Source organism: Okibacterium fritillariae (genome assembly GCF_052783725.1).
This window is the reverse complement of record NZ_CP199917.1, coordinates 167,962-191,160: the sequence shown is the minus strand read 5'-3', so window position 1 is coordinate 191,160 and position 23,199 is coordinate 167,962. Positions and strand designations below refer to the sequence as shown.

25 protein-coding genes are annotated in these 23,199 nt (G+C 66.3%); 21 read left to right on the top strand and 4 right to left on the bottom strand.

Translation table 11 applies throughout. The features are described 5' to 3' along the window. Nucleotides 1–60: 60 nt before the first annotated feature. Nucleotides 61–714 carry a Pr6Pr family membrane protein gene (locus tag ACUWEX_RS00895; protein WP_445996799.1) on the top strand — a complete coding sequence of 218 codons (654 nt, stop codon included), beginning with the start codon at nucleotides 61–63 and terminating at the stop codon, nucleotides 712–714. Here ACUWEX_RS00895 and ACUWEX_RS00890 read toward each other — a convergent pair. Further along, entirely contained in the window at nucleotides 711–1,439 is a 729-nt protein-coding gene (locus ACUWEX_RS00890) for a LuxR C-terminal-related transcriptional regulator (protein ID WP_445996798.1), read from the bottom strand. The genes ACUWEX_RS00895 and ACUWEX_RS00890 overlap by 4 nt on opposite strands. 383 nt (nucleotides 1,440–1,822) lie before the next feature. Between ACUWEX_RS00890 and ACUWEX_RS00885 the strand changes: the two genes are divergently transcribed. The 3 genes from ACUWEX_RS00885 (at nucleotide 1,823) to ACUWEX_RS00875 (ending at nucleotide 3,636) form a co-directional block, all read left to right on the top strand. Further along, nucleotides 1,823–2,353 carry a hypothetical protein gene (locus tag ACUWEX_RS00885; RefSeq protein ID WP_445996797.1) on the top strand — a complete coding sequence of 177 codons (531 nt, stop codon included), beginning with the start codon at nucleotides 1,823–1,825 and terminating at the stop codon, nucleotides 2,351–2,353. Between the two features lie 115 nt (nucleotides 2,354–2,468). Continuing rightward, nucleotides 2,469–2,903 (top strand): DUF2510 domain-containing protein, encoded by a 435-nt coding sequence (locus ACUWEX_RS00880; RefSeq protein WP_445996796.1) that lies wholly within the window; start codon nucleotides 2,469–2,471, stop codon nucleotides 2,901–2,903. Between the two features lie 298 nt (nucleotides 2,904–3,201). Then, a complete protein-coding gene (locus tag ACUWEX_RS00875; RefSeq protein ID WP_445996795.1) occupies nucleotides 3,202–3,636 on the top strand; it encodes a hypothetical protein in 435 nt (144 codons plus the stop codon). 90 nt (nucleotides 3,637–3,726) lie between these two features. On the opposite strand, the gene ACUWEX_RS00870 is transcribed toward ACUWEX_RS00875, so the two are convergent. After that, the gene (locus ACUWEX_RS00870) at nucleotides 3,727–4,020 is read right to left on the bottom strand and encodes a hypothetical protein (RefSeq protein ID WP_445996794.1); all 294 of its coding nucleotides are present in this window, start codon (nucleotides 4,018–4,020) and stop codon (nucleotides 3,727–3,729) included. 164 nt (nucleotides 4,021–4,184) lie between these two features. Here ACUWEX_RS00870 and ACUWEX_RS00865 point away from each other — a divergent pair, with 164 nt between their 5' ends. The 4 genes from ACUWEX_RS00865 to ACUWEX_RS00850 all read left to right on the top strand — a co-directional run bounded on the left by ACUWEX_RS00865 (nucleotide 4,185) and on the right by ACUWEX_RS00850 (nucleotide 7,068). Further along, a complete protein-coding gene (locus ACUWEX_RS00865; RefSeq protein ID WP_445996793.1) occupies nucleotides 4,185–4,841 on the top strand; it encodes a hypothetical protein in 657 nt (218 codons plus the stop codon). After that, nucleotides 4,828–5,208 (top strand): hypothetical protein, encoded by a 381-nt coding sequence (locus ACUWEX_RS00860; protein ID WP_445996792.1) that lies wholly within the window; start codon nucleotides 4,828–4,830, stop codon nucleotides 5,206–5,208. The genes ACUWEX_RS00865 and ACUWEX_RS00860 overlap by 14 nt, the downstream gene beginning before the upstream one ends. Before the next feature lie 275 nt (nucleotides 5,209–5,483). After that, nucleotides 5,484–6,023 (top strand): hypothetical protein, encoded by a 540-nt coding sequence (locus tag ACUWEX_RS00855; RefSeq protein ID WP_445996791.1) that lies wholly within the window; start codon nucleotides 5,484–5,486, stop codon nucleotides 6,021–6,023. 196 nt (nucleotides 6,024–6,219) lie between these two features. Beyond that, nucleotides 6,220–7,068: a TetR/AcrR family transcriptional regulator gene (locus tag ACUWEX_RS00850; protein ID WP_445996790.1), complete on the top strand. Its 849-nt coding sequence runs from the start codon at nucleotides 6,220–6,222 to the stop codon at nucleotides 7,066–7,068. Between the two features lie 91 nt (nucleotides 7,069–7,159). Here ACUWEX_RS00850 and ACUWEX_RS00845 read toward each other — a convergent pair whose 3' ends face one another. Both ACUWEX_RS00845 and ACUWEX_RS00840 read right to left on the bottom strand, forming a co-directional pair. Beyond that, a complete protein-coding gene (locus tag ACUWEX_RS00845; RefSeq protein ID WP_445996789.1) occupies nucleotides 7,160–7,486 on the bottom strand; it encodes a hypothetical protein in 327 nt (108 codons plus the stop codon). Nucleotides 7,487–7,593: 107 nt separating this feature from the next. After that, nucleotides 7,594–8,316: a FadR/GntR family transcriptional regulator gene (locus ACUWEX_RS00840; protein WP_159449447.1), complete on the bottom strand. Its 723-nt coding sequence runs from the start codon at nucleotides 8,314–8,316 to the stop codon at nucleotides 7,594–7,596. Nucleotides 8,317–8,509: 193 nt separating this feature from the next. On the opposite strand from ACUWEX_RS00840, the gene ACUWEX_RS00835 reads away from it, so the two are divergent. From ACUWEX_RS00835 to ACUWEX_RS00775, 13 genes are all read left to right on the top strand, one after another. Then, the gene (locus ACUWEX_RS00835) at nucleotides 8,510–9,892 is read left to right on the top strand and encodes a GntP family permease (protein ID WP_445996788.1); all 1,383 of its coding nucleotides are present in this window, start codon (nucleotides 8,510–8,512) and stop codon (nucleotides 9,890–9,892) included. A 73-nt stretch (nucleotides 9,893–9,965) separates the two neighbouring features. Continuing rightward, nucleotides 9,966–10,553 (top strand): gluconokinase, encoded by a 588-nt coding sequence (locus ACUWEX_RS00830; protein WP_445996787.1) that lies wholly within the window; start codon nucleotides 9,966–9,968, stop codon nucleotides 10,551–10,553. Nucleotides 10,554–10,668: 115 nt separating this feature from the next. Then, a complete protein-coding gene (locus tag ACUWEX_RS00825; protein ID WP_445996786.1) occupies nucleotides 10,669–12,411 on the top strand; it encodes a cation:proton antiporter in 1,743 nt (580 codons plus the stop codon). Between the two features lie 219 nt (nucleotides 12,412–12,630). Beyond that, the gene (locus tag ACUWEX_RS00820) at nucleotides 12,631–13,653 is read left to right on the top strand and encodes an iron-siderophore ABC transporter substrate-binding protein (protein ID WP_445996785.1); all 1,023 of its coding nucleotides are present in this window, start codon (nucleotides 12,631–12,633) and stop codon (nucleotides 13,651–13,653) included. Further along, nucleotides 13,653–14,696 (top strand): FecCD family ABC transporter permease, encoded by a 1,044-nt coding sequence (locus ACUWEX_RS00815; protein ID WP_445996784.1) that lies wholly within the window; start codon nucleotides 13,653–13,655, stop codon nucleotides 14,694–14,696. Before ACUWEX_RS00820 ends, ACUWEX_RS00815 begins: the two co-directional genes overlap by 1 nt. Then, complete coding sequence (locus ACUWEX_RS00810; RefSeq protein WP_445996783.1) at nucleotides 14,693–15,784, top strand: FecCD family ABC transporter permease; 1,092 nt, start codon at nucleotides 14,693–14,695, stop codon at nucleotides 15,782–15,784. The genes ACUWEX_RS00815 and ACUWEX_RS00810 overlap by 4 nt, the downstream gene beginning before the upstream one ends. After that, nucleotides 15,781–16,584 carry an ABC transporter ATP-binding protein gene (locus ACUWEX_RS00805; RefSeq protein ID WP_077054503.1) on the top strand — a complete coding sequence of 268 codons (804 nt, stop codon included), beginning with the start codon at nucleotides 15,781–15,783 and terminating at the stop codon, nucleotides 16,582–16,584. Before ACUWEX_RS00810 ends, ACUWEX_RS00805 begins: the two co-directional genes overlap by 4 nt. 309 nt (nucleotides 16,585–16,893) lie before the next feature. Beyond that, nucleotides 16,894–17,400, top strand: coding sequence for a hypothetical protein (locus ACUWEX_RS00800; RefSeq protein WP_445996782.1), 507 nt, complete (start codon nucleotides 16,894–16,896; stop codon nucleotides 17,398–17,400). A gap of 65 nt (nucleotides 17,401–17,465) precedes the next feature. Next, nucleotides 17,466–18,206 (top strand): TetR/AcrR family transcriptional regulator, encoded by a 741-nt coding sequence (locus ACUWEX_RS00795; protein ID WP_079726408.1) that lies wholly within the window; start codon nucleotides 17,466–17,468, stop codon nucleotides 18,204–18,206. After that, nucleotides 18,203–19,057, top strand: coding sequence for a 3-hydroxyacyl-CoA dehydrogenase (locus ACUWEX_RS00790; protein WP_445996781.1), 855 nt, complete (start codon nucleotides 18,203–18,205; stop codon nucleotides 19,055–19,057). Before ACUWEX_RS00795 ends, ACUWEX_RS00790 begins: the two co-directional genes overlap by 4 nt. 408 nt (nucleotides 19,058–19,465) lie before the next feature. Further along, nucleotides 19,466–21,550, top strand: a complete 2,085-nt coding sequence (locus tag ACUWEX_RS00785) for a DUF7927 domain-containing protein (RefSeq protein ID WP_445996780.1) — start codon at nucleotides 19,466–19,468, stop codon at nucleotides 21,548–21,550. A 279-nt stretch (nucleotides 21,551–21,829) separates the two neighbouring features. Beyond that, entirely contained in the window at nucleotides 21,830–22,255 is a 426-nt protein-coding gene (locus ACUWEX_RS00780) for an iron chaperone (protein ID WP_445996779.1), read from the top strand. Between the two features lie 9 nt (nucleotides 22,256–22,264). Beyond that, a complete protein-coding gene (locus ACUWEX_RS00775) occupies nucleotides 22,265–23,137 on the top strand; it encodes an SDR family NAD(P)-dependent oxidoreductase (protein WP_445996778.1) in 873 nt (290 codons plus the stop codon). Nucleotides 23,138–23,199: the final 62 nt, after the last annotated feature.

Genomic DNA, 23,199 nt, shown 5'->3' with positions numbered 1-23,199 from the left:
AGCTGTGGAAAGGATCGCAGAAAGCTCCCTGTGGAGAACGATTCGGCCTAGAGTTCGACCATGAGTCTTCGAGTGCCCGTGATCGCGGGTCGGCTGATTCTGGCCGCCGCAGCCCTGGCCGGTGTGATCACCCAATTGGTGATCTCGGCCAGCCTCGGGTTCGACCTGGTCAGCTTCTTCAGCTATTTCACGATCCTGTCGAACCTGTTCGGCAGCGTGGTGTTCATCGTGGGGGCGGTGCGCCTGATCCGCCGGGTTCCGCCCTCGCGCACCGACGACGCCATCCGCGGGGCCTCGGTCGTCTACCTCGCCTTCGTCGGCATCGTCTTCGGCGCACTTCTCCAGGATGTCGACCTCGGCGCCTTGCAGCCTTGGATCAACGTCGTGCACCACATGATCATGCCGGCCGCGGTCATGCTCGACTGGATCGTCTGGCCGCCCCTCTCGCGCCTCTCGGTGCGCGCGGCACTCGCCTGGATGATCTTCCCGGCCGCCTATGTCGTCTACTCCCTCGTGCGCGGCGCCGCGACCGGCTTCTACGCCTACCCCTTCTTCAACCCCGACGCCAACGGCGGCTACGGCGGCGTCGCGCTCTACTGCGCGGCACTCATCGTGGTCTTCGTCGTGCTCGCCTTCGCGGTGCGCTGGATCGGCAACCTCGGCCAGCAGCGCATCGTCCGAGACCGATCGGATGCTTCCCCGCAGGCTCTCTAGGAGATCTCCGAGGTCGTCGACCCCCGCTTGCGACGCTCGCTGGGAACGTCGCCAGCGATGTCGGACGAGATATCGACGAGGTCGTACCGCGCGGCCAGAAGAAGCACCTGGGTGCGATCGCGCACCTGCCACTTGGCCATGACCCGACTGAGATGACTCTTCACGGTCGGTTCCGACAGCCGCAGGTCGCGGGAGATCTCGCTGTTCGATCGGCCGCCCGCCAACGAGACCACGACCTGTATCTCGCGCCCCGAAAGTCCGTGTCGGCGCGGATCGGGAGCGGTCTTGCGGGCCGGCTGTTCTCGAACGAACCGGATGACCTCGCGAGACGCTCGAGCGGAAAGAACCTCGCATCCGGAGGCCACGCTCCCGATGGCCGTCGTGAGTTCCTCCGGTTCGCCGTCGGCCCACACCACTCCGGCCACTCCCGCGCGCAACAACGCGACCGCGGAATCACCCCTCGAGAAGATCGCGACGATCCGAGCGTTCGAATCGCCGTCGAGAGCCTGTTCCGCCACAGCAGCGCCCTCCGAATCGACCAGGCGCGGGCCGAGCACGATGATGTCGGGGTTCAGGGCAGCCGCCTGCCGCACGACAGCCTGCCGATCACGGGCCTCTCCGACGACGGTCAATTCCGCATCCCTATCTGCGAGCTCTCGCAGGGCGCGCCGCAAAAGAGCTTCTCGCTCGGCTACGAGAACCGTGATGCGACCAGCGTCGGACATAGCCCCTCCTCGACGACTCCGAAGCTACTAGAGCGACTCAGTCACTCGAGCGCGGCTCCGAGCGCTTCGTGCGCGCTATTGCAAATGATCGATCGTCATGCACATACCCAGGTCAGGACACCTCAAAGAGCAAAGGCCCCACGGTGGGTGATTGCGAGGTTGTCGTAGCGGGGGCCCTGCCGACGTCACGGTCACATGGGAATTACGCTCAAGCCAACCCGCGAGTTGCCCAGATGCCGGCGACCTCTACCCCAGGAGTCGGCGGCATCGTTCGTTGTGCGAGAGGCCGGCAGATCACCGGGCGGGCAAAAGCGCACACAGCGGGACGCGCCAGGAACGTCAGCCGTTCCTGGTATCTATCACTTGATGATAGGAGAGCCATCATGACCCGATTGCAGACCCACGAAGACCGCGCTAACGAACTCGATCTGATGATCCGACCGTCAAATACGGGCTCCTTCAATGCCATCGCGATGATAGACCCAAGCACGTATTCACGTTGGTATGCGCGCCTCTTGTCTGCTCTCGTCGTGGTTACGGAGGGGGATACGCTGGAATTTGCCTATGCGAATGCCAACGGGAGCGCGGCAAAACCAGCACCCACGGTGACCGTATTCACCAAAAACAACGTCATCGTGGCATCGGTCGAAAGCCTGTCAGACGATGCTGTACCTCGCGTGGTCGTGGCTCCTCGGTCGTCGCTCCTATCACTGTCTATCGGCGTAAATGGACAGATCGATGCGTCGGGTCGAAACAAGTATGAGTGGCCGGGCGGCATTTCAATTTCATTGAAATATCCCGCGTTTGCCAAAGCAGTTGAGCTCGCGGGCGAAGGCTATGACTCCTTCCGACCTGATGATCCCGCCCCGCTTTGGGCTCTTGTCGCCGGGCTGAAGAGAGATCTGCGCGAGTAGCTGCCGAGCCCATCAGATGCGCGGCAGTCCCTTCACTCTGCCGTTACGGGTGATTACCCCTGGATCCTCGGCATTAGGGAGAGCCGCCACGCACGGTATTCGCTAAGGTTCAACCATGTCGGAAGCGCCGCCCCCATACTCACAATCTGGTTGGTATGGGGCACCTGACGGGAGCGCTCGTCAGCGTTGGTGGAACGGCGAGACGTGGACGAGCGACTATCGCCCCATATTCGACGGAGACGATGAGCCGGCTTCAGTCGCTTTCGTTCATAACGAAGAGCATCACCCATTGGCCTCGGCTTCTAGAGAGGTTGATCCGGAAAGTCAGTCAGCCCCCGCTCCTGTTTCGAAAAGCGGCAAGGGGTGCGGCATCGGCTGTCTCGCTGTTTTGATGGTAATTGTCATAACTTGTGTGGGGGGATGGATTATCGGGTCAACGAGCCAATCTGACGGTTCGGGTGGAAGCTATCGCGGTTGTTCGAAACTGCTGCCTTCCGACGCGTTTCACGACTGCATATACCGAGAGGGTATCTACAGCGGAATTGGCTAGTCTCGCTGTAACAACAGTGCTTCTCGTGGTCATAGAGACCTAGGAAAATATCGCCGCCGTGGACCAGTAGTTCAAGCCCATTGATACGAACTACGACAAGGTCTCGTTCTCGGTCAGGAACGATGTGGTGTTTCTTCAGACGAAACTGTGTTGCATGGGCCTGCACGGGCCTGGGCCCGTGCAGGAATTAGCGAGTCTCGTCGGAGGTCGAACATACGACGATGTCCATTTGATCCCCCATCCCAGCCAAAGCGGCCTTGTCAATGGACGGCCTGTACCTCCGAGCTATGCTCCTGTCATGACTCATAGGTATAAGACAACACTCGGCTTTGCCGGTCTTCTCGTTATTCTCTCGAGCGTTTCGGGGTGCACGCCGCAGGAGCCTTTGGCGGTGTTTAATCAGCCAAAGTCGGGGCAGGATGCCGTCAGCGGCGCGATCGTCGAGGAGGCCAAGATTGACGATCAATCGACCCGGTTTATTGGCGTGGACGGACGCGGTGTCTCGATATTTGCCGCGAAGACCAGTTCGGAACCCAAGGAGATGTGCCTTCTTACCGTCAACGTTGATGGAAATTCAGGCTGGGCTCGAGGTTGCGGGAATGAACTGCCGATCTCCTTGACTTCCGAAGATGGCTATACCGTTACGCTCACGGACTTGAAGAAAGGGCTCGAAGCTCCTGAGGGTGCCGAGATTGTCGGTGATTATGCCTATGTCCAGGGACCTTCCTCGTAGGTCTCTAGACAAGCTGGCGGGTCGCTGATACTTTCACAACAAGAGCTGGGGACTCTGGTTCTGGGGGGAAGTATCGTCGCGTGATTGGCGCTAATTGGTGTGCTCGCGTCGATTTTTTCCTTTCTGGCGATAGCCGAAAGCTATTTGAAGAGTGAAGTCAAAAAGGCAGCAATTTCTGCCGCGAGCGGTGTCTAGCCTCGCCCTCGTGTTGGCGCTGATCGCGGGATCAACTGCTTCTGCGAACGCGTCATGGAGTACGTATAAAAACGGCAATTCAGCTTCCGGCGCAATAAGAACAAGCGCAACTACCACGATGAATGGTGGCCGGATCAGCGGAAACTTTGGGGCAAAGGGGGTTTCCACAATTGCAACGAGCAGGTTCAACCAGACGCTACATTTTGCTGATGAAATTGGGACGGGGACGCAGGTCCTACATCAGTCCTATACGAATGTCGTGAGCCGATGTGGTTGGCGTGCGCCAACTGGCACATCAAGTTCCGCCATACCTATCACTTGCTCGTACAGTCACTGAGGACCTAGGGGAAATCATGAAGGATCAAAAACAGTCAAGAAATCTTCTTCGGAACTGGGGACCGGCGGGAGTGGTTGTTGGTTTCAGTTTTGCGCTCGTAATTGGGAGCACGACATTGGGAGCTACGGCGTCGCCAAATGTTTCTGTGCCCGAAAAGTCCTTTGCTGCATCGGAGTATGACTTCGATCTGCTGGCCTCGAACGAGCCGGCTGTCGCTCTCCCAGAGGTGATTGCTGCTCAGCTGGAACCGGGTGCGTACAAGCTTGAGACAGTGCGACTTCTAGACCAATCGGATTCAGGGTCCACCTATTCGGCGCTCGACGAACAAGGTCAGCTTTGTGTCATAACTTACGTATCTGGGGCGGAATGGACTGCCGGAATTGGGTGCAGCTCCCCTTCCGAGTTCAATGAGTCAGGTGCGAACATTCGCATCTCCGGACCTGAAGGTACGTCCGAGGTCTATCTGCTTTCAGACCAGGCGGCTCAGAAATTGTCTTCAAGGTCGGCCAAGCGCTCGGCCTCTGCGTTGCCGCTTGAACAAACCAGCAGCAATCTCGTAACGCTCGATCCTTCCGTGTCAGCCGACGAACGGGTCAAAATTTCTGAGTCTCTGAGCGACAGCGGAGTGAAACTTGAGATCATGCCGCAGGAGATTTCAGATGAAATCGAGTAGTCGTGCAGGCAAACTCATTTCAGGTTTTGTAGCCGGTGTCGCACTTGTGGGCGCGACAGCCGTTATCCCGGCTCAGGCGGCTTCGACGATCTATAAGGATGGAACTATGGTGCACGGACAATGGTCCGGCGTCGGAACTCAGCCTTCATTGACGGGAGGCCGGGGGTACTTCAATGGTTCATATCTGAACAAGAAGATCCAAACGTTCCGGCAGGGCGGCGCGCTTTACCAAGCTGAAGTTTCCTCGGCTGAAGCCGTTGACATGCTCCATCCTCGTATCTCTAACGCATATTCAAGGTGCGGATTCACCCGCCAGTCGGGTGCTGATACACAACCCGTCGTGGCTATCTGTAAGTTCTACTACTAGCTCGGGGCATCTGTGTGGGTCACTAGTTTCATGCTGGTGACCCATAGCAGCACCTGCGGTTTAGACCATCCGCTGGGCCAGATGCCGCCGATATTCGCTTCAGGATTTGGCGGCATCGTACGTTCTAAAAGAACGGAAGATCACCGCGAGGGCAAACGGCGCGCATGGCGCGGCGCCGGAGGATCGTTCGTATTTGCCGCAGCCACTTGAGCAGCGCTCTTCCGCCACACAGCGCAATCGTGCACCAATCGGTGCTTCATCAACGAGGGGGAAATATGTCGAGAAGCAAGATCCATACCGAGATAATCAACGATTTAGATTGGGCACTTAGGAGCGTCCGGCAGACAAGCCGATTCTCGATCAACGCACTCGAAGACCACGAGTACGACGGCTGGTATTCGAGGCTTCTCAGCAGCCTCGCGACAGCGGCAAATGGCGACTCGGTGCAATTCGGCTATGGCCACATGGACGAAGACTCTTGGACTGCCCAAGTGGTGGTGTTCACTGAGCATCGTGTGATCGTCGCAACCGTTGTCGACATCACTGACGAGGACGTGACGAGTGTAGCTAAAGTGGCACGACGGTCAGCGATCGCCAGCTACGCCGTGCGAGCTAGCGAACCTGTTGATCGCAAAGGATCATCCGCCGACGCCTGGCCAGGGATGATCGAGCTGACTGTCTGGTACGACGGCCTACCCAACCCCTTGACAGTTGAAGGAAATTCGCACGACTGGGCTAAGCCTGAGGGCGAGTCAGACCTTTGGAAGCTCTACGAGTCGTTGGTGAAGGATCTGGACAAGAGAACCTTCGTCTAATAGTCGAATCGGTTAGATGCCGTCGGCCCTCGTTTAGAGGTGCCGGCGGCCGTCTTTTAGGCGCCACAATGCGGACACCATTTTGTCAGAGTAACGGCAGAGAGGTTTTGGCCGGACAATCAGCCCCAGCATGCCCTGCGTGCGATAGTCGGTTTTCGCGTCAGTAGCGCTAACCCACGTGCGTTAACGTTTGAAGGTGGGGACGCGCGAACAGATCATCCGGGCAACGGCCGAGCTGTTGGCGGCGTCAGAGACGGGGGATGTCTCGACCCGCGAGATCTGCGAGCGCGCCGGCATCCAAGCCCCCACGCTCTACCGGCAGTTCGGCGACAAGGATCGGCTTATCGCCACGGTCGTCGACGAGGCGTTCTCGCGTCACCTCGACCCCAAGCGCGTGCCCGCAGCCGACGCTAACCCCGTGCAGGTCGTACGCGACGACTGGGATTCGCACACCGCCTGGGCCCTCGAGCATCCCGTGTTCTACCGCCTCATTTTCTCGCCGTTCGTGTCGGGCAGCCGGGCGGCGGCCGACGCGCACGCGTTCCTGCAGCGCGACCTCGAACGGGCCGCGGCGGTCGGGCTTCTGACCGTCTCGGCCTCGGTCGCCGCGCAGATGATCCTGTCGGCCAATGTCGGCACCTGCCTCATGATCATCAACCGCGGCGCCGAGTTCGACGACCCGTCACTCTCCGGCCGATTGCGCGACGCCATCCACGCGCAAGTCTTCGGCGACTCGGTCTTCACCGCGCCGACGGGCGCCAACGCCGCGCGCACGGCCGCCGACACCGAGGCTCGACTCGCGGCCGTCGCCTCAACACTGGCGGCGCTCCTGCACGACGACTCCCCCGCGGCCGAAGACACTGCACCCGCCCTGTTCGCGACTCCGACCGACACAGACGACCCCGCCACCCGGCCAGCTCGCACGGGCTCGATCACGGCGGCCGGAACGGGAACCGGAAAAATCCTCAGCGCGAACGAGCGCGCGCTCCTCCTCGACTGGCTCGAACGCCTCTCCTCGGCCGCGCCCGCCAGCAAAAGCGCCTGACCACCCCGAGCCGAGCAAGACAGTCAAGCATGCATGCATGCAGGCAGGCAGGCAGCTGAGGCAATGCCGCACGCAAAGACCGCTCAGTGCATCACGCAGTATGCAGCGCTCCGAGCAATCGGCACATTTCAGCCAGGCGCGCTTCCGTTTCCGCAAAGCCCTGCGCGGCCGCCTCTCTACGAAGCCGCTCCGCATCCGCAAGCCAGTCCGCGCGACATCGGGATCCCTCGCGGTTGATGCCCCAGAACAAGCTCCCGACGGTCTGCGTCTGCGCCCAGTCGAGGTCGATCGCCAGATCGGCGCGCTCGTCGCTCATCGTCTCGAGCGCCTCTCCGAACGACTCAACACGCAAGACGTAGAACTCGTCAAGGAGATGATCGCTGAGGCGCAGGACTCGAGGGCGAATGTAGGCGCGCACAGCGCGCTTCCGCATCCATCGCCTCATGCGCCCACCCTAGCTAGGCAGGCGCGGGTAACGAGACAGGCGAACTGGACGACTAACGACGGGCGGCCGATGCCGAACGATCACCCTTCGGCGATGAACTCCTCGAGCGTGGCCGAGAGCAGCTCGAACGACCAGCGGTAGGCGGCCTCGGGTTCGCGGCGGCCGAGGGCGGCGGCGAGCTCGTTGTGGCGGTGCGCCGACGGTGACGTGTATTCGGTGATCGTGCCGCGGCGCTCGCGCGGGCGGGTGCGCAGAAGTGCTTCGACCGTGCCCGAGAAGTGGCCCATGACGGCGTTGCCCGACCCCCGCAGGATCAGCGAGTGGAACGCGATGTCGGCCTGCAAGAAACGACGCTCGTCGCCCGCGGCGTTGGCGTCGACCATGGTGTCGGCGGCGGCCACGATGGCGGATGCCTCAGCATCCGTGATGCGGGCCGCGCACAGCCGCGCGGCCACGGGTTCGATGCCCAGCCGCAGCTCGAGCAGTTCGCGCTGCTGCACGAAGTATTCGCGCCCGCGTCCGCGCCACGAGATGATCTGGGGGTCCATCAGGTTCCAGGCGTGGCGCGGCTGAACGAGGGTGCCGACGCGCTGCCGGGGCTCGACCATCCCGAGCGATTGGAGCACACGCAGGGCTTCGCGCAGTACCGAACGCGAGACGCCGAAACGGGCCGTCAGCTCGTCTTGGTTGAGCACCTGGCCGATGGGGTAGATGCCGTCGACGATGTCTTCGCCCACGGCCGCCAGCACCTGCGCGTGCAGACCGCGCTCGGTGGGGGCCGCGCCGCCCGTGTTCAGTGCCATCGCCATTCCTTTGCCGCCGGCCGATCGGGCGCGCGTCTTGACGCACCGCGTTCGGCGTGTAACACTTCCTGAGTCTGATTAATCAGATAAATAGGATCAACCTTTTCAGTTTCTACTATGCCCGACCTCGGTCGACATGTGAGACTGCCCTGACAATGGGGTCGCATCGAAGCGTCCCCGCGGGAGGACGAAGATGTACCCCTTCATTGCACCGATGGCCGACGACGCCATCCAGCCGGCCAGCAGTGAACCGCAGCTCATCATTGCGGCGCTCGTCGGCATTGCCATCATCATCACGCTGATCACCTGGTTGAAGGTGCATCCGTTCTTCGCCCTCACCGTGGGCGCCGTGGGCGTGGGCATCGGCGCGGGTCTCGCCCCGGGCGTGGCCGTCACGAGCTACACCACGGGCTTCGGCTCGACCATGGGCGGCGTGGGCGTGCTCATCGGCCTCGGCGCGATGTTCGGCAAGCTGCTCGCCGACTCGGGCGGAGCCGACCGCATCGTCGATACCCTAATCAAGCGCGCCGGCCCCAAGTCGCTGCCGTGGATCATGGGCCTCATCGGCGCCCTAGTCGGCCTGCCGATGTTCTTCGAGGTGGGCCTCGTGCTGCTCATCCCCATCGTCATCCTGGTGGCCCGCCGCAGCGGCATCTCGCTCATCAAGGTGGCCATCCCCGCGCTGGCCGGCCTCTCGGTCATGCACGGCCTCGTTCCCCCGCACCCCGGCCCCCTCGTGGCTGTGTCCACGCTCGGCGCCGACCTCGGCCTGACGCTGGCCTTCGGCATCCTCGTCGCCATCCCCACGGTCATCATCGCCGGCCCCATCTTCGGAAACATCGCCGCCCGCTGGGTGGATGTGCCCGTGCCCGACCTGTTCGTGGCCGCGAAGGACGAGGACGAGAAGCGTCGTCGCCCGAGCTTCGCCGTGGCCGTCGGCGGAATCCTGCTGCCCGTCGTGCTCATGCTCGCGCGCAGCATCGCCGACTCGGTCGCCCCCGGAGACGAGGGTTCGTTCAAGGCATTCCTCGACTTCCTCGGCACCCCGATGGTCGCCCTGTCGATCGCGCTCGTCTACGCCATGGTCTTCTTCGGCCGCAGCATGGGCCGCGCGGGCGTGCAGAAGTCGATGGCTTCTTCGCTTCCGGATGTCGCGGGCATTCTGCTCATCGTGGGTGCGGGTGGTGGTTTCAAGCAGGTCTTGATCGACACCGGCATCGGAACCGTCATCGCCAACGCCATCAACGACACGGGGATCTCGGTCGTGCTGCTGGCCTGGGTCGTCGCGGCTCTCATCCGTGTGGCCACCGGTTCGGCCACCGTCGCGACCGTGACGGCCGCCGGCATCCTGGCCCCCGTGGCCGCCAACCTGCAGGGCGCCGAGGTCTCGCTGCTCGTGCTCGCGATCGGTGCCGGCTCGCTGTTCCTCTCGCACGTCAACGATGCGGGCTTCTGGCTGGTCAAGGAATACTTGGGCACGACCGTCGGTCAGAACCTGAAGACCTGGACCGTGATGGAGTGCATCATCTCGGTCGTGGGACTGGGCGGCGTGCTCATCCTCGACATCTTCGTCTAGCCCGCACACGCCGGCTCACACGCCGGCACGCACAGACCAGCAGCACCGCCACACGTCAGACTCGGAGGCATCCATGGAACCCATCACGCAGAACATCGACCTGAACGGTCGGCAGCCCGTGCTGGTGGTGATGGGTGTCTCCGGGTCGGGCAAGTCGACCGTGGCGGCGCTGCTCGCGGGGCAGCTGGGCTGGGACTTCGAAGAGGGCGACGACCTGCACCCCGACGCCAACGTCGAGAAGATGGCCGCCGGCACGCCCCTCACCGACGACGACCGCTGGCCCTGGCTCGACACCGTGTCGTCATGGATCATCGAACACACCATGGCGGATGTTCCCGGCATCATCACGTGCTCGGCGCTGAAGCGCGTCTACCGCGACGTGCTGAGCGAAGACAACGTCATCTTCGTGCACCTGCTGGGCTCGAAGGAGCTCATCGGAACGCGGCTGACGAAGCGTATCGACCACTTCATGCCCACGACGCTGCTCGACTCGCAGATGAACACGCTCGAGCCGCTCGAGCCCGACGAGCGCGGAATTCTGATCGACGCGGGCCGCAAACCCGCCGAGGAGGCCGCCGAGATCGTGCGCGCGCTCGGCCTGAAGCCCGCCGCCGGGTCGTCGGCGCTCGGCGCGCTCAACCCGGGGCGTTCGACCGTCTGAGCGACCCGGAAGATTGCGGATGGTCCGGCGCCGCGGGTGTAGGCCCGCCCCTCCTGTGTGTCAATCCGCGACACCGCACCCGCGCCGCCCCGACGCGCGCGATTAGGCTTGTTCCATGGAACTCGGCGTCTACGCGGTGGTCGGCATCGCCGTCATCGTGGGGGTCGCGTACTTCTCGCGTCGCCTCGGCGTGGCAGCCCCCATCATCCTCGTCATCGTGGGCGTCGTGCTGTCCTATCTGCCGGGCGTCCCCTTCATCGAGGTGCCGCACGAGATCGTGCTCGACGGCGTGCTGCCACCCATCCTCTATGCGGCCGCCATCAGCGTTCCCGTCGTCGATTTTCGCCGCAACCTCGGCACGATCACGAGTTTGTCGGTCGTGCTCGTCATCGTCACGGCCTTCGCCACCGGGTTCCTGCTCTACTCCCTGCTGCCCGACCTCAACCTCGCGGCAGCCATCGCCCTCGGCGCCATCATCAGCCCGCCGGATGCCGTGGCCGCCACCTCGATCGGCCGCCGCCTGGGTCTTCCCCCGCGCATCCTGACCATGCTCGAGGGCGAGGGGCTCGTCAACGACGCCACCGCCCTGGTGCTGCTGCGTTCGGCCACGGCGGCCGCGGCGGGCGGACTGCTCACCCCCTGGGCCACCGTGACCGACTTCCTCTACGCCGTCGTCATCGCCATCGTCGTCGGCCTCGTGGTCGGTTTCGTCACGGTGTGGGTGCGCACCAAACTGCACGACCCCGTCTTCGACACCGCGATCTCGTTCGCCGTGCCGTTCGCGGCGTTCATGCCCACCGAATACCTCAACGCCTCGGGCGTCTTGGCCGTCGTCGTCGCGGGCCTCTACACGGGGCACGCGTCGCCGCGCTCGTTCTCGGCGCAGACCCGCATCAGCGACCGCATCAACTGGCGCACCGTGCAGTTCCTGCTCGAGAACGCCGTGTTCCTGCTCATCGGCCTCGAGATCCGCACGCTCATCGAACACGTCGACCCCACCATCCTGGGCGTGTGGGACGCCGTGGGCATCGGCGCCATCGCCACCGTCGCACTCGTCGGCATCCGTTTCCTGTGGATGGGGCCGCTCGTCGCGAGCCTGCAGCGCCGCGCTCAACGGGCCGAGAAGCAGACGTATCAGATGTCGCTCGCGCTCATGTATTTCCGCACCGTGCCCCTGCGGAGTTCGTTCGAGGCGCGGCGCCTGAGGCGGGCCGAGCGGCTGTACGACCGGCGGCGCTCCGACCTCGAGCAGCTGCGGCGCGAGAGCATCGACTGGCGCGGCGGGCTCGTGCTCAGTTGGTCGGGCATGCGCGGCGTGGTCACACTGGCGGCCGCGCAATCGCTGCCCGAGGACACGCCCTATCGGGAGCAGCTCATCCTGATCGCCTTCACCGTGGCGGTGCTGACACTCGTCATTCAGGGCGGAACGTTGCCCGCGCTCATCCGCCTGCTGCGCATCGAGGGCATCGACCAGGCGCAAGACCACCGTGAGCTGGCCGAGCTGCTCGACGAGATCAGCTATGCGGGGCTGGCCGTGCTCGACGACCCGAACGAGACGCTGGGCAGCACCGAAGAGATCGACCCCGAGGTGATCGAGCGCGTGCGGCAGGCGTCTTTTCTGCGGGCTGAATCGGTGTGGGAGCGCACGCACGAGCTCGACTCCCCCGACGAGACGAGCCTGCGCTCCACGCCCCATCACCTCTATCGCACGCTGCGCTTGGCGGTCGTGGATGCCGAACGCGAACGCCTGCTCGAAGCCGCCAGCCGCGGGGCCTACCCCTCACGGGTGCTGCGCGAGGCCCAGTCGATGCTCGACCTCGAGGACACGCGGCTGCGGCCGGCCCGCCCGAGCCACTGACCCGTCGACGCTCGGGGCGCCTCGATGTGCAGGGCGCTTCCACGTGCACGACGCCTCGACTTGCACGAAGGCTCGTGTTTCCGTAACTTTGGTTAGGCAATCCTTACTGCACCTTCCATCCCCACCCTGAGGCGCCGCATCCGAGGCCCGTTCAGCCGCTCGCGCCCTTCCGTGCGACGTCGGCGCCGAGCGGGGATGCGGGCTCTTCGAGAGGAACCCATGTCTCGCGCGTCCCGCTTTCTGACCATCTCCGCCACGGCAGTCCTCGCCGTCGGCCTCAGCGCCTGCAGCTCCGGCGGCACCACCGGCTCCTCGTCGGACGGCGGTGACTTCGAGACCATCACGATCAAGCACGCCCTCGGCACCACGACGATCGACGCCAAGCCCGAGCGCGTCGCCACCGTCAACTGGGCCAACCAGGAAGTGCCGCTGGCGCTCGGCGTCGTACCCGTCGGCATGGCCGCCGCCACGTTCGGCGACGACGACGACAACGGCATGCTGCCGTGGGTCGAGGACAAGCTGAAGGACCTCGACGCCGAGACCCCCGTGCTCTTCGACGAGACCGACGGCATCGACTTCGAGGCCGTGGCCGACACCAACCCCGATGTCATCCTCGCCGCCTATTCGGGCCTGACGCAGGAGGACTACGACACGCTCAGCGAGATCGCCCCCACCGTCGCCTACCCCGAGACCGCGTGGGGCACCCCGTGGCGCGAGATGATCGAGATCAACAGCGAGGCCATGGGCATGAAGGCCGAGGGCGAGGAGCTCGTGGGCAAGCTCGAGAAGGAGATCGCCGACACCGCGGCGAAGTTCCCGCAGCTCGACGGCACGACCGCCATGTTCCTCACGCACGTCGACAGCACCGACCTCAGCGAGGTCAGCTTCTACACGACCCACGACACGCGCGTCGCCTTCTTCGACGACCTAGGCCTCAGCCAGCCGAAGAGCATCGAGGATGCCTCGGCCACGACCGACCTCTTCTCGCTCACGCAGAGCGCCGAGCAGGCGGATGCCTTCAACGACGTCGACGTCATCGTGACCTACGGCGACGACACCCTCGTCGCCGCCCTCGAGGCCGACCCCGTGCTGTCGCAGATGCCCGCCGTGAAGAACAAGGCCATCGTCGCCCTGCCGAGCACGGGCCCGCTGGGCACCGCGGCCAACCCGACGCCGCTGTCCATCTCCTACGTTCTCGGCGAATACACCGAGCTTCTCGCGCAGGCCGCAGACAAGCAGTAGTGGTCCTGACGACGCCTGATCGCGCCGAGGATGCCGCCATCGTGCGGCGTCCTCGGCGTCTTCGTGGTCTCTGGCTGCTGGTCGCGCTCGGCGTGCTGGCGCTAGCCATGTTCGCTTCGCTCACGATCGGGTCGCGCGACGTGAACGTCTCGGATGTTCTCGCCGCGCTCGGCGGCAGCACCGACGGGTTCGCCGAGGCGTCGGTGGCCAAGCGCATCCCCCGCACGCTGCTCGCGGTCGTCGCGGGTGCGGCCCTCGCCGTCTCGGGCGCCGTGATGCAGGGCGTGACGCGCAACCCGCTCGCCGACCCCGGCATCCTGGGCGTCAACATGGGCGCCTCGCTCGCCGTCGTCATCGGCATCTCCTTCTTCGGCCTCACGGCCGCGAGCGGCTACATCTGGCTCGCGCTGGCCGGCGCCGCGATCGCCGCGGTCTTCGTCTATACGATCGGCTCGCTCGGCCGCGACGGCGCCACCCCGCTCAAGCTGGCCCTCGCCGGTGCGGCCACGTCGGCCGCCCTCGCCTCGTTCGTCAGCGCCATCGTCATCCCGCGCGGCGACGTCTCGGCCAGCATCCGCTCGTGGCAGATCGGCGGCGTCGGCGGCGGCACCTTCGCGAGCCTCGAACAGGTCGCGCCCTTCCTGCTCGTGGGTTTCGCCATCTGCATCCTGTCGGCGCGCGGCCTCAACTCCCTCGCACTCGGGGATGAACTCGCCGCCGGTCTCGGGGAGCGGGTCGCCCTCGCGCGCGGGTCGGCGGCCCTCGGTGCCGTCATCCTGTGCGGGGCCACGACGGCCATCACGGGTCCGATCGCGTTCGTCGGCCTCGTCGTGCCGCACGCCGTGCGCCTCATCGTGGGCGTCGATCACCGCTGGCTCATCCCCTTCTCCGCCGTCGTCGGCGCCGTGCTGCTGACGATCGCGGATGTCGTGGGCCGCATCATCGCGCGACCGGCCGAGATCGACGTGGGCATCTTGACCGCCCTCATCGGAGCGCCGTTCTTCATCTGGATCGTGCGCCGCCAGAAGATCAGGCAGCTATGACGTCGAACGCCCTGCGCCCCTCCTCGCCGACCTCCGACCTGACCTCGGATGCCGCGGGCCGTCGTCTCGTCGACGAGGTCGCCCGCAACCGCATCCGCCGCGGGCGCCGCCGTCGCACCGTGATGATCGTGCTGGCCGCGGCCGTCGCGGCCGTCTTCCTCGTGAGCCTCATTGTGGGCCAGACCTTCTACTCTCCGCTCGACGTGTGGCACGTGCTGCTCGGCGAGCAGGTCCCGGGCGCCAGCTTCACGGTCGGCCGCCTGCGCCTGCCCCGCGCCACCCTCGCGATCGCCGCCGGCCTGTGCTTCGGCCTGGGTGGCGTCACGTTCCAGACGATGCTGCGCAACCCGTTGGCGAGCCCCGACATCATCGGCATCAGCGCCGGAGCGAGCGCCGCCGCGGCCTTCGCCATCGTCACCCTCTCGCTGGATGACGCCGAGGTCTCGGCCTTCGCCATCGTCGCCGGCCTCGTCGTCGCCCTCGTGGTTTACGGTCTCTCCTATCGCGGCGGGGTGGCCGGCACGCGCCTCATCCTCATCGGCATCGGCGTGGCCGCCATGCTCGAGAGCCTCACGACGTGGGTGCTGTCGGGCGCGGCGCAGTGGGACCTGCAGGAGGCGACCCGCTGGCTCACCGGCAGCCTCAATGGAGCGAGTTGGCCTCAGGTCATCCCCGTGCTCATCGCTCTTGCGGTGCTCGGCCCGGTGCTGCTCAGCCGCTCGCGCGACCTGTCGACCACGCAGCTGGGCGACGACACGGCCGCGGCCCTCGGCGTGCGCGTGAACGTGACGCGCCTCGTGGTGATCGTCACGGCGGTCGGCCTCATCTCGTTCGCCACGGCCGCCGCCGGACCCATCGCCTTCGTCGCCTTCCTCTCGGGCCCCATCGCGGCCCGCCTCGTCGGGCCCGGCGGCTCGCTGCTCATTCCCTCGGCCCTCGTGGGCGCGCTGCTCGTGCTGGTCGCCGATTTCGCCGGGCAGTATGCCTTCGGCTCGCGTTTCCCTGTCGGCGTCGTCACCGGCGTGCTCGGGGCGCCCTATTTGATCTGGCTCATCATCCGCTCGAACCGCTCCGGAGGCTCCCTGTGACCGAACAGCACACGCTCGTCGTCGAACGGCTCGTGTTGGGCTACGGCGACCGCGTCGTGATCGACGGCCTCGACCTCGTCATCCCGACCGGCCGCATCACAGCGATCGTCGGCGCCAACGCGTGCGGCAAGTCGACGCTGCTGCGCTCGATGTCCCGGTTGCTCACGCCCCGCGGCGGCTCGGTGCTGCTCGACGGCAAGCAGATCCACAAAATGCCGCCCAAGCAGCTGGCGCAGACGCTCGGCCTGTTGCCGCAGTCGCCCATCGCACCCGAGGGCATCACGGTGTCGGATCTCGTGGGGCGCGGCCGGCATCCGCACCAGGGCATCTTCTCGCGGTGGAGCACCGACGACGACGCGGCCGTTGCGGCGGCACTCGAGGCCACCGGCATCCTCGATCTCGCCGAGCGTTCGGTGGACGAGCTCTCGGGCGGCCAGCGCCAGCGCGTGTGGATCGCCATGGCCCTGGCCCAGCAGACCGATCTGCTGCTACTCGACGAGCCGACGACGTTTCTCGACGTGAACCACCAGGTCGAGGTGCTCGACCTCCTGACCGACCTCAACCGCGCGCGCGGCACGACCGTCGTGATGGTGCTGCACGACCTCAACCTCGCGGCCCGCTACGCCGACAACCTGGTCGCGATCGCGGATGGCGCGGTGCACGCCGCGGGCCCCGCCGCCGAGGTTCTCACCGAGGATTGCGTGCGCGCGGTCTTCGGCCTCGACAGCCGCGTGATCGTCGACCCCACGTCGGGAGCGCCGCTCATGTTACCCATCGGCAAGCACCACGTGCAGGCCTGAGGGCGCGCCTCGTCCGGCTTCGCCGCCGTGCCGTGGGGTGGCGTGGCGCGCCGTCGCGTGGCGTGGGTTGCCGCGCCCTGCCGTAGCGCGTCCGCGGTTCGCGGGCTTGAGCCCGTTTCGGTTTCGTGAGGATGTCGGCGGGTTCCGTTCGAGGGTCGTGAGGGATGCTGCATCCGCTCGTCCACGCGCGTTGACTCGCCCTATGACATCAGCACGAACCGGCGTGGGCTACGACCCCACCGCCGACCCCCGCGCGGGAGACGAACCCGCCGACAGCACTTTCGCGTCACACTGCGGACGGGCCGCCCGATGACCCTCACGACCATCATGCCGTCGCTGCGGCGCAGCATCCCGGACCCGCTCGATGTGAACGCCTGGCCAGAGGCGACCGTCGCGACCGTCGACGACGTGGCCGTAGCCGGCGTATCGCTCTGCCGACTCGTCGAACTCTGCGAGACGCCGTGTGTGCACACCGCGGCCGCTGTCATCCCGGGAACCCACGGCCGACCGTCGCCCGTGCATCAGGCGGCCGTCGTGGTGGTCTCGGTGACCTCTGTCGCGCGTCGCCCCGACGGTTCACTCGACGTGCTCGTCGACGCGTGCCTGGATGACCTCGCCGCGACGTGGCGCGAAACGCGCCTGATCGGACGGCCGTCGACCGCGGCTGTCCGCACGGCACAGGTGGCGGCCGATCCGGCTCACCACCGCGGGCCCTGCGCGACCGACGCTCTCGTCGCGCTGCCCGCCGACCTGTCCGAAGGTGATCTGCTGGCAATCCCCTGCGCCGGAACATTGAGCGTGCGTTCCCTGCGCTGACAAAACGGAGTACACTCCTTTTTAGGATCGGTTGATCGGATCGAATCGGATCAGGGAGGTGCGGCATGTCGCCAGAGCAAGGCCGGCGCGAGCGCAACAAGCTCGACAAACAGGAGCGGATTTTCGCGGCCGCCTCCGAACTCTTCGGTGCCGACGGCTATGAGGGCGTGACGACGCAGCGCATCGCCGAGCGCGCCGGCGTGACGAACGGCACGCTGTTCCGCTACGCCGCCAACAAGGCCGAGTTGCTGCTCATGGTCATGAACAGCGAGTTCGCGGCGCGCATCGCCGAGGGGCGTGAGGCAATCGCATCCGAGCCGACAGCCGAGCCCGCCACGCGCATAATGGCGCTGCTCGCCCCGATCGCCCGCGGCAGCCGCGATCCCCACGAGAACACGACCCACTACCAACGCGAGTTGCTGTTCGGCGAGCCGACCGAGCGTTATCGCGCCGAGGGTCTCGCGCTAACCGAGACACTGCAGCGGGAGATCGCAGATCTCCTCAGCGGGCGCATCTCGGGCCGCCCCGGGAACGCCGACACCAACAACCAGCCCGCACGCGCCGACGCCTCGCCGGTGGGCGAAGCGGCTGTCGGCGATGACGCCACCCTCGCTGCCCGCGCCATCAGCAACGTTCTGCACCTCGAGATCGCGCGCGCCGCCCTCGAGGGCTCTTCCCCCGACGACCTGACCGCCACGATCGCGCGGCAGGTCGACCTGATCTCGAGCGGCTACCTCCGCTCCCGGCATCCGCTCACCCCGGATGCATCCCTCACAGAATCACCCACGAAAGAGGACAACTCATGACGAAGCTTCAGCGCGTCACCGTGCTGGGAACCGGCGTTCTCGGCTCACAGATCATCTACCAGACGGCCTATCACGGCTTCGATGTCGTGGCCTACGACATCAGCGACGAGGTGCTCGAGGGCGCCCGCACGCGCACCGCCGGCCTCGCGCAGGTCTACACGCACGAGGTCCAGGGCGCCACCGAGGCCAGCACCACCGAGGCGCTCGGCCGCATCACCTACAGCTCCGACCTGGCCGCCGCCGTCGCCGACGCCGACCTCGTGATCGAGGCCGTGCCCGAGAGCCTCGACATCAAGCGCGACACCTATCAGAAGCTGGCCGCCGCGGCCCCCGAGAAAACCATCTTCGCGACCAACTCGAGCACGCTGCTGCCGAGCGACCTGCGCGCGTTCACGGGTCGCCCCGAGAAGTTCCTGGCGCTGCACTTCGCCAACCACGTGTGGGTGCAGAACACGGCCGAGGTCATGGGCACCGACCAGACCGACCCCGCGGTCTTCCAGCAGGTCGTCGAGTTCGCCGGCCAGATCGGCATGGTCCCCATCGAGATCAAGAAGGAGAAGGCCGGATACGTGCTGAACTCGCTTCTGGTGCCGCTGCTCGATGCCGCCGCCGAGCTCTATGTCGACGGCATCGCCGACCCCGAGACGGTCGACAAGACCTGGCGCATCGGCACGGGGGCGCCGCTCGGACCGTTCCAGATCTACGACATCGTCGGCCTCACCACGGCCTACAACATCGCCTCGACGCACGGCGGCAAGCAGGCCGAGTTCGCCCGCCTGTTGAAGGAGAACTTCATCGACCAGGGCAAGCTGGGCACCGCCACAGGTGAAGGTTTCTACAAGTACAACTGATCTCACGCACGACCCCGGATGCCGTCGCCCCACCTCGGGCGGCGGCATCCGTCGTTTCCTCCCGCGTTTCGACCGCAGCGACGGACTCCGACACGCCGAATCGCGGACAGAAAGTCGGGACCACTTCGGCGTGCCGATTCCGCACGAACTCGGCGCAGGCGAGGCATCCCCGTGTCTGCTTTGTATTAATACAGGGCACGGATGCATAGGGCTTGCATACTGTGGCAGGACTCGCACGGCGTTCCCGATCACCTGGCCCCACGGCCACGGCGGGCGCCACAGGCCACCACGGAGGACGACATGAACACACCGATACGAACCCATCCACGGGCACACCGCCCACGACTCGCGCGGTTCACCGCGCTTGCCACCGCCGCCTGCCTCACATCCGTCTCGTTGCTGGCAACCATGCCCGCCGCGCACGCCGCGGGCGAGGCCGCCACCACGCTGCCCGGCACGATTCTGCACGGCGGCGCCACGAACAACCACAAGACCACGGTCTTCGCCTACGTGAAGGCGGGCGAAGCGTTCGCCGCGACGTTCGGTGAACACCCCGGCATGGACTCCCGCATGACCGTGACCATCATCGATCCGCTCGGAAAAGTGCGGCAGACGAGCGCGCCGGGCGGCCCCGTGTCCCTCGACACGCGAATCGTCGCCGACGTCGACGGCGTGTGGGCGGTCACGGTCGAAGACCCCGCCGATATCGCCACCAACCGACCCCAGTTTCCCGGGGTGACGTGGAAGATCGCGGCCGAGAAGAATGGCGTCGCCATCCCCGGCCGCGTCTTCAGCGAGTCGCTCGCCTTCAACACGCCGACCGAGACCACGCTCAGCCTCTTCGCGCTCACCAAGACCGGCGGGCTCTACCGCGAGACCCTGCGCGACTACAACGGCGTCGACTCCACCATCCTGGTCACCAACAAAGGCAATGTGCGTTCCGGCGACGCCGCCTGCGACCCGGCCTACCTCTCCGTGCCGATGCCCGGGTCATCGGAATCCGATGGGTCGGGCGCCGCATACGAGCAGCCCAGCTCCTCGGCCACCTGCGCGGGCCTCGAGCGCTACCGCCTCTTCCTCGACCAGCCGGCCGCCGATCTGCCCTCCTCCAGCACCAACTGGGCGGATGGCCGCACCACCGACACCTGGGTCGGTGCCACCTACACGCCGCCCACCATCTCGGGCCTGAGCTTCGCCCGCTCGGGCACGGCCGGCAACGCCGGAACCCTGACGGGCACGCTCGACACGCAACCGGGCACCGTGAAACTCGAGATCGACGCCGACGGCGACGGCGTCTTCGACGGACCCGCCGATGTCGCACAGTCCGTGATCGTTCCTCAGACCGGGCCGTTCTCGTTCGACTGGGACGGCAAGAACGCCGCGGGCGATCCGGTCGACGCCTCGGTCGCGAGCGCCTTCCGCACGACGCTGGCCCACACCAACGAGGCGCACTTCCTGCGCGTCGACACCGAGGTCTCGCGCGGCGGCATCGAATTGCTGCGGCTCACGGGCGGCAGCACGAACCCGAGCGTCGTCTACTTCGACGACTCGCGTTTCACCGACACCTCGGCCGAGCGCTACTCGAACACGTCGCTGCACGCGTCGGGCCCGGGCGGCATCGACAGCACCGGCGGCGTGCACCGTTGGGCGGGCGACGACACGTCGGCGAACCGCTCCCCCAACGCCAACACGGGCACGACGGGCAGCTGGGGCGACCAGCGCAGCATCGACGACTGGACATTCGGGGCCGATAGCGCCGTCGCATCCGTCGCCATCGACCCGCTGACGCCGCACCTCAGCATCGAGAAGCACGGCACCGCGAGCGCGTCACCCCTGGTCGCCGGCAGCACGATCGACTACACGGTCATCCTGACGAGCGACGGCACGGGCGACTTCACGACGACCAACCCCGCCGAAGCCGTCGACCACCTCGATCAGGGCGTGCTCGACAAGGCGACGCTCGTGGACGGCAGCATCCGCACGACGACCGGTTCGGCCACGGTCGATGCCCAGGGTCGCGTGGTCTGGAACGCGGGAGCATTGCCCGTCGGCGCGACCTCGACCCTCACGTTCAGCGTGACGGTGTTGCCGAACGACGACCCTGCGCGAGCCAATATCGTGAATACGGCGTGTGTCGCCTCGGCTCCCCACCGCCCGTCGACCTCTGAGTTCGGCACCGACGAGAACCCGTGCGCCACCGTGCCGTTTACCCCGCCCGTGCCGCCGACCCCGGCCGAACCACCGCTGACGCCGCCGACGGTTCCGCCGACCACGCCCCCGGCCACTCCGCCGGCTCCGCGCACCACCCCGCCGGGCCTGGCCGCAACGGGCGCCGACAACCCGCTGGTCATGGCGGGTATCGCCACCGGAACGGTGCTGCTCGGTGCCGCCGTCGTCGGTCTCGTGGCGCTGCGTCGACGTCGATCGGATGCCGCGACCGCGGCGTCGGCATCACCGTCGGGCTCGAGCATCCCCGGGTCTGACACGCCGTAGGCCGGACGGCTCTCTGAGGCGACGACACGCGGCCGGCCCGCCATCCGCGTGAGCGATCGTCCCGCACGGCAGTCGGCGGAAGTGCCGGCAACGGCAGATGGGCTCGCGTCCGGAATCATCCGGGTGCGAGCCCATCTGTCGTCGTGTCGAGCGGTTGCCGACCGGCGTCTCGGCGAGCGCCGGACTCCTTCCGCGCGGAATTACTCGAGCAGGGGGCCGCCCCGCGGTCGTAAGGTCGTGGCAAGACGTCCGACATCCGACATCCGACGAAGGAGCGCCATGACCGAGAACTTCACGCCCGAGGAACGCGCCGCCATGAAGGAGCGCGCCGCCGAGGTGCGCAAACAGGCGAGAAAGGGCGCCAAGGCCGACCCCGAGAAGGACCTGCTCGAGAAGATCGCCGAGATGACCGACGACGACCGGGCCATCGCCGAGCGATTGCACGCCATCGTCGCCGAGCACGCGCCCGCCCTGACACCGAAGACCTGGTACGGCATGCCGGGCTACGCGCTCGACGGCAAGGTGGTCGTCTTCTTCCAGGCCGCGGCCAAGTTCAAGGTGCGCTACGCGACCATCGGGTTCAATGACAACGCGACTCTCGACGAGGGAACCATGTGGCCAACGGCCTTCGCCGTCACGAAACTCGGCCCCGACGAAGAGGCGTTCATCGGCGAACTGCTGCGCAAGGCGGTTCCGGCACCGTAGCGTGAGGGGATGACCTCCACGCCGCCGCCGCTCCCCGCCGAGCCCGCCCACCACGCACGCGAACTCCTCGGCCGCGCGACCGACGACAGCCACCGCGACCGTTCCGACGCCGCCGTCGAACGGCCCGCCGCCCTCGTCACGGGCGCCTCCCGCGGCATCGGTCGAGCGATCGCGATCGCGCTGGCCGCGCGCGGTGACCGCGTCGCCGTGCACTACGGGTCGAGCCGTGCCGACGGCGAAGAAACCCTCTCGCTCCTGGCGGGCGACGGTCACACCCTGGTCTCGGGCGATCTGGCCGACGGCGACCAGGTGCGCGCCCTGATGGATGCCGCAAGCGACGCCCTCGGCGACATCCGCACGCTCGTGAACAACGCCGCCATCGGCCCCTCCGCCACCAAGGCGCACCGCGTCGACGAGGTCTCCTACGCCGACTGGCAGCGCGTCTGGACCGACATGATCGACGTCAACCTGCGCGGCGCCGCCAACCTCACCTACTGTTTCGCGAACCACCGCATCGAGGCCGGCGGCGGCGGCACCATCGTCACCATCGGCTCGCGCGGCGTCTTCGTGGGCGAACCCGACTACCCCGCCTATGCGGCCACGAAGGGCGCTCTGCACGCTTTCGCCCAGTCGATGGCGGTCGCCCTGGCCCCGCACGACATCGCCGTCTCGACCATCGCGCCCGGCTTCGTCTCCACCGACCGCCAATCCGAGAAGCTCTCGGGCCCGGCGGGCGACGCCATCCGCGCCCAGAGCCCCTTCGGCCGCGTCGCCGCACCGCACGAGATCGCGGCCGCCGTGCTCTACCTCTCGTCCCCCGAGGCCACCTGGGCGTCGGGCACCATCCTCGACCTCAACGGGGCGTCGCACCTGCGCAGCTGACGACTTTCCCGTGATGGTTCGACGTGTCGAATTTTTGGTGGCGGAAGGCGGCCTTGAGGGCC

What these genes read in the sequence shown, in the direction of transcription:
- ACUWEX_RS00895 (WP_445996799.1), top strand. Translation starts at nt 61, where the DNA reads ATGAGTCTTCGAGTGCCCGTGATCGCGGGTCGGCTGATTCTGGCCGCC.
- ACUWEX_RS00890 (WP_445996798.1), bottom strand. Translation starts at nt 1,439, where the DNA reads ATGTCCGACGCTGGTCGCATCACGGTTCTCGTAGCCGAGCGAGAAGCT.
- ACUWEX_RS00885 (WP_445996797.1), top strand. Translation starts at nt 1,823, where the DNA reads ATGACCCGATTGCAGACCCACGAAGACCGCGCTAACGAACTCGATCTG.
- ACUWEX_RS00880 (WP_445996796.1), top strand. Translation starts at nt 2,469, where the DNA reads ATGTCGGAAGCGCCGCCCCCATACTCACAATCTGGTTGGTATGGGGCA.
- ACUWEX_RS00875 (WP_445996795.1), top strand. Translation starts at nt 3,202, where the DNA reads ATGACTCATAGGTATAAGACAACACTCGGCTTTGCCGGTCTTCTCGTT.
- ACUWEX_RS00865 (WP_445996793.1), top strand. Translation starts at nt 4,185, where the DNA reads ATGAAGGATCAAAAACAGTCAAGAAATCTTCTTCGGAACTGGGGACCG.
- ACUWEX_RS00860 (WP_445996792.1), top strand. Translation starts at nt 4,828, where the DNA reads ATGAAATCGAGTAGTCGTGCAGGCAAACTCATTTCAGGTTTTGTAGCC.
- ACUWEX_RS00855 (WP_445996791.1), top strand. Translation starts at nt 5,484, where the DNA reads ATGTCGAGAAGCAAGATCCATACCGAGATAATCAACGATTTAGATTGG.
- ACUWEX_RS00840 (WP_159449447.1), bottom strand. Translation starts at nt 8,316, where the DNA reads ATGGCACTGAACACGGGCGGCGCGGCCCCCACCGAGCGCGGTCTGCAC.
- ACUWEX_RS00835 (WP_445996788.1), top strand. Translation starts at nt 8,510, where the DNA reads ATGTACCCCTTCATTGCACCGATGGCCGACGACGCCATCCAGCCGGCC.
- ACUWEX_RS00830 (WP_445996787.1), top strand. Translation starts at nt 9,966, where the DNA reads ATGGAACCCATCACGCAGAACATCGACCTGAACGGTCGGCAGCCCGTG.
- ACUWEX_RS00825 (WP_445996786.1), top strand. Translation starts at nt 10,669, where the DNA reads ATGGAACTCGGCGTCTACGCGGTGGTCGGCATCGCCGTCATCGTGGGG.
- ACUWEX_RS00820 (WP_445996785.1), top strand. Translation starts at nt 12,631, where the DNA reads ATGTCTCGCGCGTCCCGCTTTCTGACCATCTCCGCCACGGCAGTCCTC.
- ACUWEX_RS00810 (WP_445996783.1), top strand. Translation starts at nt 14,693, where the DNA reads ATGACGTCGAACGCCCTGCGCCCCTCCTCGCCGACCTCCGACCTGACC.
- ACUWEX_RS00800 (WP_445996782.1), top strand. Translation starts at nt 16,894, where the DNA reads ATGACCCTCACGACCATCATGCCGTCGCTGCGGCGCAGCATCCCGGAC.
- ACUWEX_RS00795 (WP_079726408.1), top strand. Translation starts at nt 17,466, where the DNA reads ATGTCGCCAGAGCAAGGCCGGCGCGAGCGCAACAAGCTCGACAAACAG.
- ACUWEX_RS00790 (WP_445996781.1), top strand. Translation starts at nt 18,203, where the DNA reads ATGACGAAGCTTCAGCGCGTCACCGTGCTGGGAACCGGCGTTCTCGGC.
- ACUWEX_RS00785 (WP_445996780.1), top strand. Translation starts at nt 19,466, where the DNA reads ATGCCCGCCGCGCACGCCGCGGGCGAGGCCGCCACCACGCTGCCCGGC.
- ACUWEX_RS00780 (WP_445996779.1), top strand. Translation starts at nt 21,830, where the DNA reads ATGACCGAGAACTTCACGCCCGAGGAACGCGCCGCCATGAAGGAGCGC.
- ACUWEX_RS00775 (WP_445996778.1), top strand. Translation starts at nt 22,265, where the DNA reads ATGACCTCCACGCCGCCGCCGCTCCCCGCCGAGCCCGCCCACCACGCA.